We start from the raw sequence: 16,445 nt of genomic DNA, 5'->3' as shown, positions 1-16,445 counted from the left end.
CGGGCCATGGCGACCACGGTCGAGACCAACGCGCTCAACACGATCGACGAGTCCGAACGGCACGGGCGCCCGCGCGACCTGTTCTGGCCCTGGTTCGCGGCGAACGTCTCCGTGCTCGGCCTCGGCTACGGCTCCTACCTGCTCGCGTTCGACGTGTCGTTCTGGCAGGCCGTCGTGGTGGGCGTCGTCGGGATCGTCCTGTCGTTCCTGTGCTGCGGGTTCATCTCGCTGGCCGGGCGGCGGGGGTCGGCGCCCACGATGGTGCTGAGCCGCGCGGCGTTCGGCGTCGACGGCAACCGGCTGCCGTCGCTGCTCTCGTGGATCCTCACCGTCGGGTGGGAGACGGTGCTGGTGTCGCTCGCGACGCTCGCGACCGCCACCGTGCTCGGCGAGCTCGGATGGGGCGGCGGCACCGTGACGCAGGTCGTGACGCTGGCGGTCGTGTCCCTCGTCGTGGTCGCCGCCGGGATCTTCGGCTTCCAGCTCGTGATGCGGCTGCAGCAGGTCATCACGGTGCTGACGGCCGTGCTGACCGTGGTGTACGTGGTGCTCGTCGCCGGCCACGTCGACTGGGCGACCGTCGCCGCGATCCCGCCAGGGCAGGCGCCGCAGGTGATCGGCGGCCTGGTCTTCATGATGACCGGGTTCGGGCTGGGCTGGGTGAACATGGCCGCGGACTACTCGCGCTACCTGCCCCGCTCGGCGTCCGGGCCCGGCGTCGTCGGCTGGACGGCGTTCGGCGCGTCGCTGCCCCCGGTCCTGCTGCTGGTCGCCGGGCTGCTGCTCGCCGGCTCCGACCCCGCCCTCGCCGACGCGATCGGCGCCGACCCGATCGGCGCGCTCGCCACCCTGCTGCCCTCGTGGTTCCTGATCCCGTTCATGATCGTCGCCCTGGCCGGGCTGATCGGCGGCGCCGCCCTCGACATCTACTCGTCCGGGCTGGCGCTGCTCTCCCTCGGCCTGCCGGCCCCGCGCTGGGTCGCCGCCGCGATCGACGGTGTCCTCATGGTGCTCGGCGCCGCCTACGTGGTCTTCGTCGCCGACGAGTTCTTCGGCCCCTTCCAGGGCTTCCTCATCACCCTCGGCGTGCCGATCGCCGCCTGGTGCGGGGTGCTGCTCGCGGACATCGCCCTCCGACGTCGCGACTACGCGGACGCCGAGCTGGCCGACCGGCGCGGGCGGTACGGGAGCGTGCGCTGGTCCGCGGTGCTGCTCGTCGTGGCCGCCACCGGCATCGGGTGGGGCCTCGTCACCAACACCTACGCCGGATGGCTCGGTTGGCAGGGCTACCTGCTGGGGCCGCTCGGGCTGGGCGGCCGGGACGGGCAGTGGGCGGGGGCCAATCTCGGCGTGCTCGTCGCCCTTGCCCTCGGCCTGCTCGTCACGTTCGCGCTCTCGGCGCGCGCCGTCCGGCGGCAGGAGGCGACGGCGTGACCGCCGGGGAGGGCGGGGCCGCGCTCGTCGTGGTGGACATGCAGGTGATCTTCGCCCGGCCCGGCAGCCCGTGGGCGGCACCCGGCTTCGCCGCCGCCGCCGCCGGGCTGCGGCGCCTGCTGCCCGCGTTCGCCGGACGCGCCGTCTGGACGCGGTACGTGGCACCCGCCGACCCGGAGGGCGCGTGGCGGGAGTACTTCGACCTGTGGCCGTTCGCGCTGGTGCCCCCGGACGACCCGCTGTACGGGTTCGCCGACGGGCTCGACCGCGCGGGGGCGCCCGTCGTCACCGCCACGACGTTCGGCAAGTGGGGGCCCGGCCTCTCCGCGGCCACGCGTGGCGCCGCGGAGCTCGTGGTGGCGGGCGTCTCGACCGACTGCTGCGTGCTGTCCACCGTGCTCGCCGCCGCGGACGCGGGACGGCGGGTGCGGGTGGTGGCCGACGCGTGCGCCGGGGCCAGCGACCGGGACCACGACCGCGCGCTGGACGCGATGCGCCTCTATGCGCCGCTCGTGGAGGTCACGACGGTGGACGACGTGCTCGCGAGCCTCGAGGGCCGCGGCGCGGTATGACCGATCAGGACGGCCGGCCGACGTGCACCAGGCGGGCGGTGCCGTGGCCCCACTCCGACCACGGGTGCACGGCGGACTCCAGCACGGAGTAGGTGGCCGTCGGGACCCCGACGCGGACCTGCGCGAGCGCCGCGGGCTCGGAGTCGTCGGCGGCGAGGTAGGCCGCCGTCGCCGCCATGGTCGGCTCGTGCCCGATGACGAGCACCGTGCGCGCGGACTCTTCGACCTCGCGCAGGAGGCCGAGGACGTCGCGCACGGTGGCCTCGTAGAGCTCGTCGCGCACCTCGACCTTGGTCGCGGCGGAGCCGTCGAGGTGGACGGACGCCAGCTCCCACGTCTGGCGCGTGCGGAGCGCGGAGGACACGAGCGCGACCCGGGGCACGAGCCCGGCCGCGGTGAGCGCCGTGCCGACGCGGCTCGCCTGCTTACGCCCGTTCAGCGCCAGGGGCCGACGGTCGTCGGTCAGGACGGTCTTGGCCGACTCCGCCTTGGCGTGCCGCAGCAGCACCAGCCGCCACGTCGGCGTGTCGCCGTCGGCCTGCGATACCGCTCTCATGCGCTCCGTCCCACAGGTCTGTCCGTGGCCGTGGCCGGCGTCGCCCGGTCACTGACCCATCGCGTGCACACCACCGTCGACGTGGACGATCTCACCGGTCGTGGCGGGGAACCAGTCCGAGAGGAGTGCCACGACGGCGCGCGCAGCCGGCTCCGCGGTGGTCTGGTCCCAGCCGAGCGGGGCCCGCTGCGGCCAGGCGTCCTCCATGGTCGCGAACCCCGGGATGGACTTCGCGGCCGTGGTGCGGATGGGCCCGGCCGAGACGAGGTTACACCGGATGCCGTGGGGCCCGAGATCGCGGGCCAGGTACCGGTTGGCGGACTCCAGCCCGGCCTTCGCCACGCCCATCCAGTCGTATACGGGCCAGGCGAACGTCGCGTCGAAGGTGAGCCCCACGTAGGCCCCGCCGGACATGAGCGGACGGGCCGCCTCGATGAGCGACTTGTAGGAGTAGGTGGAGACCTGCAGCGCCGTGGCGACATCGCCCCACTCGGCCGACAGGAAGTTGCCGCCCATGACGGACTGCGGGGCGAACCCGATGGAGTGCACGACACCGTCCAGCCCGTCGGTGTGCTCCTTGACGCGCTCGGGAAGGGCGGCGAGGTCCTCCTCGCTGGTCACGTCGAGCTCGACCACGGGGGCCGTCGTGGGCAGCCGCTTGGCGAACGCCTGGGTGAGCTTCATCTGGCGGCCGAAGGACGTGAGGACGACCTCGGCCCCCTGCTCCTGGGCGAGGCGGGCGGCGTGGAACGCGATCGAGCTGTCCGTCAGGACGCCGGTGATGAGGAGCTTCTTGCCGTCGAGCAGAGCCATGATGACCTTCCGGTTGTGCTGGTGAACGAGCGTAACGAGTGGCGGCGTGCCGGTGTCGGTGCTTGCTAGTGACCTGTGCTTGTCAGTGACCCATGCCGAGGCCGCCGTCGACCGGGATGACGGCGCCCGAGACGTAGGCCGCCGCGTCGGACGCCAGGAACTCGACGACGCCCGCGACCTCCTCGGTCGCGGCAAAGCGCCCGGCGGGGATCGACGCCTTGTACTGCTTCTGGGTGGCCTCGGGCAGCGCCGCGGTCATGTCCGTCTCGACGAAGCCCGGCGCGACGACGTTCGCCGTGATGCCCCGGCCGCCGAGCTCACGGGTGATCGACCGGGCCATGCCGACGAGGGCCGCCTTGGACGACGAGTAGTTGACCTGCCCCGGCCCGCCGTAGAGGCCGATGACCGAGCCGACGAGCACGATGCGGCCCTTGCGCGCCCGGATCATGCCCTTGGACGCGCGCCGCACGCAGCGGAACGTGCCGGTGAGGTTGACGTCCACGACGGTCTCGAACTCCTCGTCGCTCATGCGCATGAGGAGCTGGTCGCGGGTGACGCCCGCGTTGGCCACGAGCACCTCGACCGGGCCGAGGGTCTTCTCGATCTCGGCGAACGCCGCGTCGACGGCCGCCGTGTCGGTGATGTCGGCGACGACGCCGTGCACGCCGGCGGGCAGGTCGCCGCTCCGATACAGGGTGGCGACCGTGTCCCCGGCCGCCACGAAGCGCTCGGCGATGGTGCGGCCGATACCCCGGGCCGCACCGGTGACGACGACGACCCTGCCGCTCCGGTCGGGACCGGCGGTGGTCCCGGCGGTGGGCTCCGCGGTGGGCTCGGTGGCGGGTGCGGCGGTCAAGGGATCTCCTCGGCGGTGGCGGTCGATGGCTGACGTGACGCTACCCCGCCGGGGGCCGCGCACGGGGTCGCGGTGCGTCACACGTCGTCACGGCGGTTTGTCGGATCCCTACAACGCGGGGCCGCGCCCAGGGATCTGGCGGGTTCACCGCCGCCGTAGACTGGCCGGGTGAGCGACACCCGCGCGACCCCTCCCGGTCCGCGCCCGTCCGGGGACCGGCACCGCCCGGCGGACCACCCCGCTGTGGTCCCCTCGATCACCAGCGCGCCGGAGTCGCTGGCCGAGGACCAGGCGCGCCGCACCCGGCGCTACCTCGTGCAGATGGGGATCCGAATCCTCTGCTTCATCGGCGCGGTCCTCGTGGAAGAGACCTGGATCCGCCTGGTGCTCGTGGCCGCGGCCGTCGTCCTGCCCTACTCGGCGGTGCTCTTCGCCAACGCCGGGCGCGACCGCGTCTCCTACGACACCTCGCCCGTCACCGGCGTCGCGCCGGACGCCCTCGCCGCCGCCCCGACCGTCTCCGCGGGCGAGGACGGCGACGGCGTCGTGCACCGCATCGTCGACAACGAGGCCGACGACAAGCCCGACGACAGGCCCGACGACAGGCCCGACGACAAGCCCGACGACAAGCCCGACGACAACGCCGACGACGAAGCCGACGACCACCCCGACGACAAGGAAGAGAACCGCTGATGGACGTGCTCGGGATCGGCGCCGACCCGGTCGCCGGCGAGCTGATCTGCTCCGCCAAGGGCTGCCGCGAGGAGGCGAGCTGGGGGCTGCTCTGGAACAACCCCAAGCTGCACACCCCCGAGCGGCGCAAGGTGTGGCTCGCGTGCGACGCCCACCGCGAGCACCTCGAGCAGTTCCTCGGGTCGCGCTCGTTCTGGAAGCAGACCGTCCCGGTCGCCGCACTCGACCACGGGCCCGACCGCGCGTGACCACGTCGCCCTCCCCCGCGCCCCCGCAGGACACAGAGCCTGCCGGGCCCGCCGCGCCCCGCACGCGCCGCCAGTGGATCACCCTCGGACTCGGCGTCGTGCTGCTCGCCGCGCTGTGCATCCTCGCCGCCGTCTGGCAGTGGCATCGCTACACCGACCGTGAGGCGCAGATCGACCTGGTCAAGGCGAACTATTCCGGCGAGGCGGTCGCCCTCGACGAGCTCCTGCCAGCCCCTGGTGCGACGCTCGCGGACGACGACGTCTGGCAGCCCGCCGTGGTCACCGGCACCTACCGCCCCGAGGACACGGTGCTGCTGCGCAACCGCCCCGTCGGCGGGCAGCCCGGCTTCCACGTGCTCGTCCCGCTCGAGACGACCGCCGACGACGGGACGCCGCTGGTGCTCGTCGTCGACCGCGGGTTCGTGCTGCTCGACGAGGACGCGAGCAGCCCGTCGTCGGTCCCCGACCCCCCGAGCGGTCCGGTCGAGGTCACCCTCACGATGCGGGCCGACGAGCCGGTGTCGGACCGGGGCACTCCGGCCGGCCAGGTGCAGGCCATCAACACCGGCCAGGTGCTCGCCGCCGGAGACCAGGGCGCCGGCTGGGCGCAGGGCGCCACCGTCGGCGCGTACGGGCAGCTACGCAGCGAGGACCCGGCCGCCGCGACGACCCCCGGCGCGCTGCCCGAGCCGGACACGGACCCCGGCTCGCACCTGAGCTACACCGTGCAGTGGTGCATCTTCGCGCTCGGCGCGCTGGGCGGCTACCTGCTGCTGTGGCGCCGCGAGAGCCAGCCGGTGCGCGTCACCGCGGGCGACCTGCTCGCCGCGCAGGGTGGGGACCCCGACCGTCCGGACGGCGAGGAGGGTACGGGGAGCACGAGCGGTTCAGCCGTGCGCCCCCACCGCCCGCGGCGCCGACGGGTCGACGAGGAGTACGAGGATGCCCTCCTGGACGCCGCCGCCGATCAGGCCGATCGGGCCGATCAGGCCAGGGACACGAGCTCCGCGTAGTCGGCCGACCACAGGTCCTCGTCGCCGTCCGGCAGGAGCAGCACGCGGTCGGGCTCGAGCGCCTCGACCGCACCGTCGTCGTGCGTGACCATGACCACGGCGCCCTCGTAGGTGTTCAGCGCGCCGAGGATCTCCGCGCGCGACGCGGGGTCCAGGTTGTTGGTCGGCTCGTCGAGCAGCAGCACGTTGGCGCTGGAGACCACGAGGGTGGCGAGCGCCAGGCGGGTCTTCTCCCCGCCGGAGAGCACGTGGGTCGGCTTGTAGGCGTCGTCCCCGCTGAACAGGAACGACCCGAGCACGGAGCGCACCTGCGTGTCCGTGAGGTCCGGGGCGGCGTGGCGCAGGTTCTCGACCACGGTGACGTCCATGTCGAGGGTGTCGTGCTCCTGGGCGTAGTAGCCGACCTTGAGCCCGTGCCCCGGCACCACCCGCCCCGTGTCGGAGCTCTCCACCCCGGCGAGGATGCGCAGCAGCGTCGTCTTGCCTGCGCCGTTGAACCCGAGGATGACGACCCGCGACCCGCGGTCGATCGCCAGGTCCACGCCGGCGAAGACCTCCTGCGAGCCGTAGCTCTTGGACAGCTCCTCCGCGGTGAGTGGGGTGCGGCCGCAGGGGGCCGGCTTCGGGAACCGCAGGTGCGCGATCTTGTCGGCGCGCCGCTCCCCCTCGAGGCCCGACATCATCCGCTCGGCCCGCTTCATCATGTTCTGCGCGGCGGTGGCCTTGGTCGCCTTGGCGCGCATCTTGTCGGCCTGCGCGAAGAGGGCACCGGCCTTCTTCTCGGCGTTGGCGCGCTCGCGGCGCCGGCGCCGCTCGTCCTGCTCGCGCTGGTTCAGGTACGCGTCCCACCCCAGGTTGTACTGGTCGAGCTCGCCGCGGTTCGCGTCCAGGTGGAAGACCTTGTTCACCGTGGCCCGCAGCAGGTCCACGTCGTGGCTGATCACGACGAACCCGCCGCTGTACGACTTGAGGTAGTCGCGCAGCCACAGGATCGAGTCGGCGTCGAGGTGGTTGGTGGGCTCGTCGAGGAGCAGCGTGTCCACGCCGGAGAAGAGGATCCGGGCGAGCTCGATGCGGCGGCGCTGGCCGCCGGAGAGCGTGTGCAGCGGCTGGGCCAGGATGTGGTCGTCGAGGCCCAGGTTGCTGGTGATGCGGTGCGCCTCGGACTCTGCGGAGTACCCGCCGGCGGCGACGAAGCGAGCCTCGAGCTTCGGGTAGCGCTCCAGCGCCGCCTCCTGCGTCCCGGCGTCGGCCGACGCCATGAGGCCCTCGGTCTCGCGCATCTGCGCGACGATGCGGTCCAGCCCGCGCGCGCTGAGCACGCGGTCCATCGCGACGACGTCGAGGTCGCCCGTGCGCGGGTCCTGTGGCAGGTAGCCGATGTCCGTGCCCCGGGTGATCTGCCCGCTCGTGGGCTGGGACTCGCCCGCCAGCGTCTTGGTGAGCGTCGTCTTGCCCGCTCCGTTACGGCCGATCAGGCCGATGCGGTCGCCCGGGGCGATGCGGAACGTGGCGTCGTGCAGCAGGGTGCGGGCGCCGAAGCGCAGCTCGACGCCGTGGGCGGTGATCAAGGCAGGGGTGTCCTTCAAAAGAGGGTGGGAGGCACAGGCAAGTCTAGTCCGCCCCGGGTGATCCGACGACGACATAGGTCACACCCCCAGGATCCACACACCCTCGGTCGATAAGATCCGCCCCGTGACCACCCCGGCGCCCCGCGTCCCCCGCACGACGGCGGCGATCCTCGCCGTCGTCGTGGTCCTCGTCGGCCTCGGCGGCCGGGAAGTGCTGCCCGAGACCGTCGGGGGCCCGCTCGGGGACTCCCTCTACGCCACGCTCCTCGTCCTCCTCGTGGCGCTGGTGCGCCCGCGCACGAGGCCGGTGGTGGCCGCCGGCCTCGCCCTCGTTGTGTGCGCGGCCATCGAGCTGTCGCACCTCAGCGACGTCCCGACGATGGTGCTGGACCGCTTTCCCCTCGCGCGGTTCGTGCTCGGCACGACGTTCGGCGCGCAGGACCTGGCGTGGTACGCGCTCGGCGCAGCCGCGGGTGGGTTGCTGCTCGCCCTCGCCGCTCCGGGAGCGCGCACGGTCGACCGGTCGCTGCGCCACGTGCGCGTGCGGGGCCGCCGGCGGGGCGTGCTGATCGCGGTGCCGTTCGTGCTGGTCGCCGCGCTGGTCGTGGCGGGCGGCGGCGTCGCCTGGTCCGTGCGGGCCGAGTCGAACGACCTGACCGCGCAGGTCACCGTCGCGCAGGCCGCGCTCGACGACTCCGCCGACCGGGTCGCCGACGAGGCCGTCCGGACCGAGCTCGCCGCCGCGATCGACCGCGCCGGGGCCGTGCTGGACTCCAGGCCGCTCCTGGACCGGCTGCCGGGGGACGCCACGGCGGCGCGCGAGCGGCTCGAGCGGGACGTCGCGGGCGTGGACGAGTCGCGCCTGACGTTCGCGCGCGCCCAGGCGGTCGAGTCGCGCGACGCCCTCACACCGACGACCGGCCGCGCCGAGCAGGTGCTGACCGCGGCCGACAAGCTCGACGACGACGGCCGCGGCGCGGACGAGGCCGTCAGGTCCGCGCTGCGCACGGCCCTCGAGGCGGCCGACGACGTGGTCGCCGTGGCCGGGGACGACCGGCTCGACGCGGCGGGCCTCGCGGAGGTGGAGGCGACCGCCGCGAGCCTGGCGGCGCAGGCCGGCGAGGTCGAGAGCGCCACCACGAAACTGATGACCGCCCAGGACGCCGTCGTCTGCCCCGAACCCGACCAGGTCTGGTTCCCGGAGGCCGGGAATCTCGCCCAGAAGAAGCTCGCGCCGATCCCGTGGGCGCCGCAGTACTCGGTGCGTGCCGACGTGCTGGACGGGCTCGTCGCGCTCGACGACGCCTATCGCGCCGAGTTCGGCCGGCACCTCACCGTCAACTCCGCGTACCGCAGCTACGACCAGCAGGTCGACGTGTACGACCCGGACGACCCCAACCCGCTGGCCGCGCCGCCCGGCTGCTCGAACCACGGCCTGGGCACCGCCGTCGACATCAGCGTCGGCCCGGAGGGTTTCGACGGCGCGCGGTACGCCTGGCTGAAGAAGCACGCCGAGCCGTTCGGCTGGGCGCACCCCGACTGGGCCGAGCCGGACGGCCGCCTCCCGGAGCCGTGGCACTGGCAGTCGGTGGAGACCCCGACCGAGTACTGACGAGGACCGACGAGGACCGACGAGGACCGACGGCTGCGGACCTCACCCCGCGCCGAGGTACCGCACCGGGATCGCGGTCTCCGTCGCGCGGTCACCGTCCCGCTCCACCCGGTAGGCCGGGCGTCCCGGCCGTTCGCACACCGCCTCGACGAGCTGGCCGTCCTGGAACCGCACGGCCGCGTACTCGTCGACCGCGTACCCGCCGTCGAGCACCCCGGCGCCGACCCAGCCGAGATACGCGTCCCGGCGCTCGGGCTCGCCCAGGTAGTGCGGGCACGCGCTCCCCGCGACGAACCCGAGCCCGTCGTCCAGCGGGGCGAGCGGGCCGAAGGAGTCGGTCGACGAGCCGGCGAACCAGCAGTTCATCCCGGCGCTGATCCCGGCGAGGATCGTGCCGTTCACCGCGGCCTTCGCCAGCAGGTCCGGCAGGCCGTGCAGCCGCCACACTGCGAGCAGGTTCGCCGTCGACCCGCCGCCGACGTACACGACGTCCTGCTCGAGCAGCATCTCCGGACTCACGTAGCCCCAGGGCTCGTGGCAGAACAGCGACAGCACCGAGGTCCGGGCGCGGCCGGCGAAGGCGTCCTCGAAGCGCCGGGAGTAGACGTCGGCGTCGCCGCTCGCCGTCGGCACGAAGCACACCCTGGGGTTGGACCTGCCGGTGAGGTCGAGGAGATGGTCGTCGAGGGCGGACGTGCCGTCGTCGGACATCGAGAAGCCGCCGCCACCGAGGGCGAGCACCGTACCGATCATGACCGGGACCCTAGCGGCCGCCGCCGTCGGCGACCACCACATTGGGCAGCAGGCGACCGAGTAGATCAGCCCTGAGCGGCATCCCCCCGGGCCGACGCGGCGGCCGCGAGAGGCACGTGCCCCTCCCGCCGAGCGGAGGCCGCCGCCGCCCGGCGCGCCAGCTCCGCCACCGGCAGGGTCGCACGTGCCCCGGTCGCCGGGTCCTGCACGGCGACGTCGCCCGCCGCCGCCTCGCGCGGGCCCAGGACGGCGAGCAGCGCATCGCGCCGGTCGCGGGAGAGCCGGATCCGGTTTCCCAGCGATCCCTCGGCCTCCAGCCGCACCCGCACCCCCGCCCGGCGGAGCTCGTCCACGACGCCGCCGGCGTCGGCGCCGCCCACCGGGAGCACGCACACCTGGACCGGCGCCAGCCAGTGCGGCAGGCGTCCGCCGTGCTGCTCGAGCAGGAACGCGACCATCCGCTCCATCGAGCCGACGGTGCCGCGATGGATCATCACGACCCGCTGCCGCGACCCGTCCGCCGCGGTGTAGCCCAGGTCGAAGCGCTCCGGCTGGTTGAAGTCGACCTGCACGGTGGCGACGGTCTCCTCGTGCCCGCGGGCGTCGCGGACCTGCACGTCGAGCTTCGGCCCGTAGAAGGCCGCCTCGCCGGGCCCGTCCGCCCAGGGCAGCCCCGCGGACCCGAGGACCGCCCTCAGCCGCTCCTCCGCGTCCGCCCAGCGGTCCGGGCTGCCGAGCCATCGCCCGGAGCCGTCGCGCCGCGAGAGGCGGACGTGGTCGATCTCGACGCCGAGGATGCCGAACACGCGCACGGCCGCGTCGAGCGCGGCGCCGACCTCGTCGTCCACCTGGTCCGGGCGGCAGAACACGTGGGTGTCGTCGAGGTTGATCTGCCGCACCCGCGACAGCCCGCTGAGCACGCCCGAGCGCTCGGCGCGGAACATCGCCCCGACCTCGTGGTACCGCACCGGCAGGTCCCGGTGGCTGCGCGGCTCGGACGCGTAGAGCTGCGCGTGGTGCGGGCAGTTGGCCGGCCGCAGGACGAGCGGGTCGTCGCTGCCGTCGTCGAGCGCGGGGAACATGTCGTCGGCGAACTTGGCCCAGTGCCCCGAGCGTTCGAAGAGGGATCGCTTGCCCAGCACGGGGGTGTAGACCGGCTCGCAGCCGCCCGCCAGCGCGACGTCCTCGCCGAGCTGCTCGAGCTCCCGGCGGACGACGGCGCCGGCCGGCTGCCACAGCGGCAGGCCGGGCCCGACGAGCGGGCTGGTGGTGAAGATCCCCATGGCGCGGGCGAGATCCCGATGATCGGGCCCCGCGGGCCCCGCGGGCCCCGCGGGTCCAGCGGACTCCGGGGCGGAGGGGGTGCTCATGACGGGGCTCATGACAGTGCTCCTTCGAGAGGGGAGCCGCACCGGGCACGACGAAGGCCCCGGAGCGAGCTCCGGGGCCTGGGTGCTGGTGCGTGCAGCGGTCAGCGGGCGCCGGAGGTGTCCGGCGTCGTCGTGACCTGGTTGCCGCGCATGCGGCGAGCCTACGCCCCGGGTCCGCCGCCCGTGCAGCCGGTGCGTCGTCAGCCACCCGCCAGCAGCCGCGCGGTGACACCGTCCGTGACGTCCGGGCCGAGGTCCTCGAGATCCCAGCCCCCGTCGTCGCTGCGGGCCTGGTTGGTGATCCAGAAGACCAGGGTGCCCTGCTCGGGCACGCGCTCGATCTCGCCGTACGACCAGTCGTTGGCGCCGTTGTGCCAGGTCACCAGGCCGTCGCCGGACTTGCGCACCACCCAGCCGTAGCCGGAGAACGTGTCACCGCCGGGCTCCTCGAGGACCCGGGGCTCGAACAGCTGCGCCTTCGCGGCGTCGTCGAGGACCCGCTCGCCCTCGAGCGCCAGGTGCCACCGGCTCATAGCTCGTCCAGTACCCCGCGGTACCACCCACCACCGACGACGACGGCGACGCCGCACACGACCCGCTCGCCTGCGTCCACGCCTCGGTCATGTGACTTGGCAGACACTTCTGCGGTGCGATGGCTGCCAGGTCCGGTCGCTACCCAAGGACGATATATCCGGACCAGACTGCCAGTGGCAGGATCACGAAGACCTGCAGGTATTCGTGCCATGCAAACCGAACCCTCTGACTCCACCTACTATCCGCAAAGCGGTTATCGACCTGCATCTCCTCCATGACGGTTCGGATTTCTCTCACAACGTGGTCGACCCGCGAATTCTTCCCGGATATGGCGGCAATATTGGAGCGCTGGACCGCCCAGCAACGAAATGCGACGTCCTGTTGGTCGACGAGCTCGACTCTCATGCTGGCCTCCACCCTACTGATGGCCGCCCACGGATAGAATCGCTCGCGGACAACATTCGTCGCCAAGATTCCGCCAGAGTATACGCGGATTTCGCCCCGCGAAAGGAGCATTGCTGCGACAAATCCGAGCACAAGGATTAGTACGAAATCCGGGTAGTCCGCAAGTTTTCCACCGCCAACTATCAAGAGAACGAGGAGCACGCTTCGACTCAACATTCCCAGCACTTTCGTGCCGCCCATGTCGTATCTCTTAAGACACTTCGACCGCGATATCGATTTCATCTCGACCCTTAGCATTTTGTTGCACCGTTTCCCGCTACCGTGGTCATGCACACAACTCCCGGCAACCCGGTGACCGCGCCGCCTAGGCGTTGAATTCCCGTGCTCGCACCTCGCAGGCCGAGACCTACGCCGCCGCCCCATCCTAGGAAGATTGCTTGAACTGCTGCGGTCCTCGTCGCCTCTCCCGGCGTTGCACCTTGCCACCTGTTATTTGCATAGCCTGCCACAATGAGAAGCACACCAACGCCGACACAAGCACCGAGCGTTGCCAGAACCCACACGGCCGCTCCCCCAACACTGCCGGCAAAGATTGCCCAGTTTGCAATATCCTTCTTGTGGTCAGACAACCAGCGATCGGCACGTTTGCCCCAACTGTTCGGGTCGCGTTCCGCGGCTTCCATCGGAGCCACAACCTTCTCGTGGAAATAGTCGCGATACTAAGTAGTGACATCCCGTTCTTTGCGATTCTTTTCGTGACGCACCCTTGTACGGGCGCGCTCGATCGGGCCTGTGCGGTCCACGGTCACGTCCGCGCACGCCCTTTCGTGGACTCTTTGCAAAGTATTTGTTCGCATAGGACGTATAGTTCGAGCGCACCCGCACCGGTGCATACGTGCGCTCGTCGCGCACTGTACGCACGCACGAGATCGCCTTCGTACACGTGTCGTATTTGCGCTTGTCGTTCTCCTGCTTCGGGTTGTACCCCACATGCCCCGCACCGATCGGGATCATCCCCGACGGGTCCGACCACGTCAACGGGTTGTTGTTGGAGTACGAGTACGCGTTCCACTGCTGCGGATCCGCCAGGTCCATCACCGGATCCACACTGATAAACCTGCCGATGCCCCGGTCGTAGTACCGCGCGCCCACCGCCACCAGCCCGGTCGCATCGCTGGGCTTGTCCAGGAACCCACGATCCCCCGTCCAGGTCGCCTCCTGCCCGCGCGCCTGCCCGTACGGATCCGTATACCTGCGCGACATCGTGTTCGACGCCTGCGCGACCTGCACCACCCCGGTGCCGTGATGATCCGCCACGACCGTCGTCGTCCCCGACGCACCTGCACCCGTGCGCACCGCAACCGTCTGCCCGTTGAACTGGTAGAACCGCTGCGCCGACAACACCGACCCGGACGCGCTCACCTCCGTCCCACCCGGCAGATACAACGTCGCCTTGCCACCCTCGGTCCGCAGCAAACGCTCACCATCCGCCGTATACACGTACTCGCCCGTGACCGTCGAACCCTCGGCGACCTTCGCCAGCTCACCCTCCGCATCCCACGACAACGCCTGCGCCGTCTTACCCGCCACCCCGCGCGACGTCATGTTCCCCGATGCGTCATACCCATACGACGACGTCCCCGACGACCCACCCGACGCCGTCACCGACGACACCGCATGAGCCCCCGCCGAACCCGCCGCCGGATACGCATACGCCAACGTGGTGTCAGCGGCGCCGGTGGTCGTCGCGTGCGAGACGACCTGCGTCCGGTTACCGACCTTGTCGAACTCGTAGCTCGTCCAGTACTTCGCCGCACCACCCACGACCGACGTCGACGGCGACGCCGCACACGACCCGCTGGCCTGCGTCCACGCCTGCGTCATGCGGCGCAGGCCGTCGTAGTCGAAGCACTGCACGTCCGCAGCCTTGCCCCCGCCCGGAGTGTCCGCGACCCGCAGCACGTTCCCCGCATCGTCGTAGGAGTACTTCGAGTCGTACTCGAACACCGACGCACCCTCACGCTGAATCCGCGACAGCGTCAGCCGGCGCGAACCCTGCTCATACGCCCAGTTCGCCTGGACCACGAAGTTGCCGCCCATGTCGGCCTTGAGCAGCTCCCCGTACGGGGAGTACGCGGTACCGGCCACGTAGGTGCCGTTCGGGAGCGAGCCCCCCATCCACTCGGCCTGGTTCGCCGCGTCGAAGTACGTGGTGACCGTCTCCGCCGACAGCCCACCCACCGCGGGCTGCTGCAGCGTCTTGAGGCGGCCGTCCTGGGTGTAGGTGTACTTCGTGGTGTACGAGCCGGCAAGCTCCCCCTGCGACGACGGCACCGTGACCGTCTGCCCAAGGGGACGGTAGTGGTCGTCGTACCCCGTGACCGCGAGACTGTAGGCCACGCCGGCGTCGTTGCGCACCGATTCCGTCAACTGGTGGCCACGAGGGAGGTGTCGATCGGCTCCCATGCGCCGTTCACATCGGTCCGAATGGCGACGGCGGAGATCTCCACCCGGCTACCACCTTCGGGCGTCGCGAAGAGCGTCTCCCAAGGGCTACGTGCCTCACGGATCTCCACCTCGGCGCCGCAGGCCGTCGCGACATCGCCGGCGGTCGCCGCATCGTCCACCACGGGGACACAGTCCAGTGGGACCTCATCGGCCCCAGCCGTGACCGGGACGATCCCTCCCACGACCAACGCAAGAAGGCCGCTTGAAGCGACAAACCGTCCCGAACTCACCTGAAGGCACCATCCCCTGGTTCCACTGTGAACTGGCGAAAACCTAGCGGAGAGAGTTGCCCCTGGAACCTGGCAGAGCGGGTGAAATTTGGTCATAACCCGGCAACGGCCGCCTGCAAACGAGGTGCATGGCCAGTACGCGACGCCTGTGCGCGTCAGCGGGTGACTTCGACAGAGCTAGACGGCACGCCTGGCATCGAGGCCTGCCGGCAACAGCGAGCGTGGCGCCGAGGTCATGGCGGGAGCGCGCCACGCAGCCCCGAGGACATCCGCGCGCAGCCGCGAGAAACCATCCTTGAGAAGCAAGAGGTCCCGCCCCCTCAAGGGGACGGGACCTAACACGTATCCGACATACCGGACTTTTCGGTCAGACGTTGAAGCCGAGCATCCGCAGCTGCTCGCGGCCCTCGTCGGTGATCTTCTCCGGGCCCCACGGCGGCATCCAGACCCAGTTGACGCGGAAGCCGTCGACGAGCCCTTCGAGCGCTTGCGAGGTCTGGTCCTCGATGACGTCCGTCAGCGGGCACGCGGCCGACGTCAAGGTCATGTCGATCGTCACGTGGTTGTTCTGGTCCACCTGGACGCCGTACACCAGGCCGAGGTCGACGACGTTGATCCCCAGCTCGGGGTCGATGACGTCGCGCATCGCCTCCTCGACGTCGGCGGCCGTGGTCGGTGTGGGCGCCGCGACGGGTGCGTCGACGGGTACGTCGACGGGGCGGGCGCCCGCGTCGGTCGTGTTCTCGGTCATGGTCTCCTCCGATGTCCGGGCCGACGTGCGGCCCCGGGTGTCAGTCTGCCAGCGCGCCGCTGCGGGCGAGCGAGTCCTTGAGCGCCGCCCAGCCGAGCAGCGCGCACTTGATGCGGGCGGGGTACTGCGAGACGCCGGTGAACGCGCTCGCGTCGCCGAGCGCGTCGAGCGCGTCCTCGTCGTCGAGCCCCTTGCCCCGCGAGCCCATCAGCGCGTGGAAGACGGCGTCCAGCCGCGCGACGTCCGCCAGGTCGTGGCCCGTGACGAGCTCGGTCATCACGGACGCCGAGGCCTGCGAGATCGAGCAGCCCTGGCCCTCCCAGGAGACGCCGGCCACGGTGGAGCCGGACTCGTCGTCCCGGACGTCCACGCGCAGCGTGATCTCGTCGCCGCAGGTCGGGTTGACCTGGTGCGACTCTCCCGACCGGTGGTCGCCGGGCGCCTCCACGAGGCCCCGGCCGTGCGGGCGCTTCGCGTGGTCCAGGATCACCTGCTGGTACATCTGCTCCAGAGAGCTCACTGCCGT

18 protein-coding genes are annotated in these 16,445 nt (G+C 71.6%); 6 read left to right on the top strand and 12 right to left on the bottom strand.

From position 1 onward, the window contains the following. Nucleotides 1–6: 6 nt before the first annotated feature. Nucleotides 7–1,434: a purine-cytosine permease family protein gene (locus AC1C2V_RS19095; protein ID WP_495391234.1), complete on the top strand. Its 1,428-nt coding sequence runs from the start codon at nt 7–9 to the stop codon at nt 1,432–1,434. After that, nucleotides 1,431–2,006: a cysteine hydrolase family protein gene (locus tag AC1C2V_RS19090; RefSeq protein WP_495391233.1), complete on the top strand. Its 576-nt coding sequence runs from the start codon at nt 1,431–1,433 to the stop codon at nt 2,004–2,006. The genes AC1C2V_RS19095 and AC1C2V_RS19090 overlap by 4 nt, the downstream gene beginning before the upstream one ends. Nucleotides 2,007–2,010: 4 nt before the next feature. Here AC1C2V_RS19090 and AC1C2V_RS19085 read toward each other — a convergent pair whose 3' ends face one another. From AC1C2V_RS19085 to fabG, 3 genes are all read right to left on the bottom strand, one after another. Beyond that, nucleotides 2,011–2,562, bottom strand: coding sequence for a SixA phosphatase family protein (locus AC1C2V_RS19085; RefSeq protein ID WP_495391232.1), 552 nt, complete (start codon nt 2,560–2,562; stop codon nt 2,011–2,013). 48 nt (nt 2,563–2,610) lie between these two features. Beyond that, nucleotides 2,611–3,375, bottom strand: coding sequence for an enoyl-ACP reductase FabI (gene fabI / locus AC1C2V_RS19080; protein WP_495391231.1), 765 nt, complete (start codon nt 3,373–3,375; stop codon nt 2,611–2,613). Between the two features lie 82 nt (nt 3,376–3,457). Further along, on the bottom strand, nt 3,458–4,231 hold the full coding sequence (gene fabG, locus AC1C2V_RS19075) for a 3-oxoacyl-ACP reductase FabG (protein WP_495391230.1): 774 nt from the start codon (nt 4,229–4,231) through the stop codon (nt 3,458–3,460). A gap of 168 nt (nt 4,232–4,399) precedes the next feature. Here fabG and AC1C2V_RS19070 point away from each other — a divergent pair, with 168 nt between their 5' ends. From AC1C2V_RS19070 to AC1C2V_RS19060, 3 genes are read left to right on the top strand one after another with little or no spacing between them, the layout of a single operon-like run. Beyond that, entirely contained in the window at nt 4,400–4,924 is a 525-nt protein-coding gene (locus tag AC1C2V_RS19070) for a DUF3099 domain-containing protein (RefSeq protein WP_495391229.1), read from the top strand. Continuing rightward, a complete protein-coding gene (locus AC1C2V_RS19065; protein WP_495391228.1) occupies nt 4,924–5,172 on the top strand; it encodes a hypothetical protein in 249 nt (82 codons plus the stop codon). Before AC1C2V_RS19070 ends, AC1C2V_RS19065 begins: the two co-directional genes overlap by 1 nt. Next, nucleotides 5,169–6,185, top strand: a complete 1,017-nt coding sequence (locus AC1C2V_RS19060) for an SURF1 family cytochrome oxidase biogenesis protein (protein ID WP_495391227.1) — start codon at nt 5,169–5,171, stop codon at nt 6,183–6,185. The genes AC1C2V_RS19065 and AC1C2V_RS19060 overlap by 4 nt, the downstream gene beginning before the upstream one ends. Here the strand turns inward: AC1C2V_RS19060 and AC1C2V_RS19055 are convergent. Then, nucleotides 6,158–7,756 (bottom strand): ABC-F family ATP-binding cassette domain-containing protein, encoded by a 1,599-nt coding sequence (locus AC1C2V_RS19055; protein WP_495391226.1) that lies wholly within the window; start codon nt 7,754–7,756, stop codon nt 6,158–6,160. The genes AC1C2V_RS19060 and AC1C2V_RS19055 overlap by 28 nt on opposite strands. Nucleotides 7,757–7,880: 124 nt before the next feature. On the opposite strand from AC1C2V_RS19055, the gene AC1C2V_RS19050 reads away from it, so the two are divergent. Further along, nucleotides 7,881–9,368: a DUF2809 domain-containing protein gene (locus AC1C2V_RS19050; protein WP_495391225.1), complete on the top strand. Its 1,488-nt coding sequence runs from the start codon at nt 7,881–7,883 to the stop codon at nt 9,366–9,368. Between the two features lie 42 nt (nt 9,369–9,410). Here the strand turns inward: AC1C2V_RS19050 and AC1C2V_RS19045 are convergent, their stop codons facing one another. The 8 genes from AC1C2V_RS19045 to sufU all read right to left on the bottom strand — a co-directional run bounded on the left by AC1C2V_RS19045 (nt 9,411) and on the right by sufU (nt 16,439). Next, complete coding sequence (locus tag AC1C2V_RS19045) at nt 9,411–10,121, bottom strand: Type 1 glutamine amidotransferase-like domain-containing protein (RefSeq protein WP_495391224.1); 711 nt, start codon at nt 10,119–10,121, stop codon at nt 9,411–9,413. A gap of 65 nt (nt 10,122–10,186) precedes the next feature. Continuing rightward, entirely contained in the window at nt 10,187–11,491 is a 1,305-nt protein-coding gene (locus AC1C2V_RS19040; RefSeq protein ID WP_495391223.1) for an aminoacyl--tRNA ligase-related protein, read from the bottom strand. 200 nt (nt 11,492–11,691) lie between these two features. Next, nucleotides 11,692–12,024, bottom strand: a complete 333-nt coding sequence (locus AC1C2V_RS19035) for a hypothetical protein (protein WP_495391222.1) — start codon at nt 12,022–12,024, stop codon at nt 11,692–11,694. Nucleotides 12,025–12,163: 139 nt separating this feature from the next. Further along, nucleotides 12,164–12,670: a hypothetical protein gene (locus AC1C2V_RS19030; protein ID WP_495391221.1), complete on the bottom strand. Its 507-nt coding sequence runs from the start codon at nt 12,668–12,670 to the stop codon at nt 12,164–12,166. 381 nt (nt 12,671–13,051) lie between these two features. Next, nucleotides 13,052–14,848, bottom strand: coding sequence for an RHS repeat-associated core domain-containing protein (locus AC1C2V_RS19025; RefSeq protein WP_495391220.1), 1,797 nt, complete (start codon nt 14,846–14,848; stop codon nt 13,052–13,054). Nucleotides 14,849–14,856: 8 nt separating this feature from the next. Continuing rightward, entirely contained in the window at nt 14,857–15,060 is a 204-nt protein-coding gene (locus AC1C2V_RS19020; protein ID WP_495391219.1) for a hypothetical protein, read from the bottom strand. 475 nt (nt 15,061–15,535) lie between these two features. After that, entirely contained in the window at nt 15,536–15,919 is a 384-nt protein-coding gene (locus tag AC1C2V_RS19015; protein ID WP_495391218.1) for a metal-sulfur cluster assembly factor, read from the bottom strand. A 40-nt stretch (nt 15,920–15,959) separates the two neighbouring features. Next, entirely contained in the window at nt 15,960–16,439 is a 480-nt protein-coding gene (sufU, locus tag AC1C2V_RS19010) for a Fe-S cluster assembly sulfur transfer protein SufU (RefSeq protein ID WP_495391217.1), read from the bottom strand. Between the last annotated feature and the right edge of the window lie 6 nt (nt 16,440–16,445).

It is taken from the genome of Isoptericola sp. Y541, assembly GCF_059445465.1.
The sequence above is the reverse complement of the archived record's forward strand: the minus strand, read 5'-3'. Positions and strand labels throughout refer to the sequence as shown.

What these genes read in the sequence shown, in the direction of transcription:
- AC1C2V_RS19095 (WP_495391234.1), top strand. Translation starts at nt 7, where the DNA reads ATGGCGACCACGGTCGAGACCAACGCGCTCAACACGATCGACGAGTCC.
- AC1C2V_RS19085 (WP_495391232.1), bottom strand. Translation starts at nt 2,562, where the DNA reads ATGAGAGCGGTATCGCAGGCCGACGGCGACACGCCGACGTGGCGGCTG.
- fabI (WP_495391231.1), bottom strand. Translation starts at nt 3,375, where the DNA reads ATGGCTCTGCTCGACGGCAAGAAGCTCCTCATCACCGGCGTCCTGACG.
- AC1C2V_RS19065 (WP_495391228.1), top strand. Translation starts at nt 4,924, where the DNA reads ATGGACGTGCTCGGGATCGGCGCCGACCCGGTCGCCGGCGAGCTGATC.
- AC1C2V_RS19045 (WP_495391224.1), bottom strand. Translation starts at nt 10,121, where the DNA reads ATGATCGGTACGGTGCTCGCCCTCGGTGGCGGCGGCTTCTCGATGTCC.
- AC1C2V_RS19040 (WP_495391223.1), bottom strand. Translation starts at nt 11,491, where the DNA reads ATGAGCACCCCCTCCGCCCCGGAGTCCGCTGGACCCGCGGGGCCCGCG.
- AC1C2V_RS19035 (WP_495391222.1), bottom strand. Translation starts at nt 12,024, where the DNA reads ATGAGCCGGTGGCACCTGGCGCTCGAGGGCGAGCGGGTCCTCGACGAC.
- AC1C2V_RS19030 (WP_495391221.1), bottom strand. Translation starts at nt 12,670, where the DNA reads ATGGGCGGCACGAAAGTGCTGGGAATGTTGAGTCGAAGCGTGCTCCTC.
- AC1C2V_RS19015 (WP_495391218.1), bottom strand. Translation starts at nt 15,919, where the DNA reads ATGACCGAGAACACGACCGACGCGGGCGCCCGCCCCGTCGACGTACCC.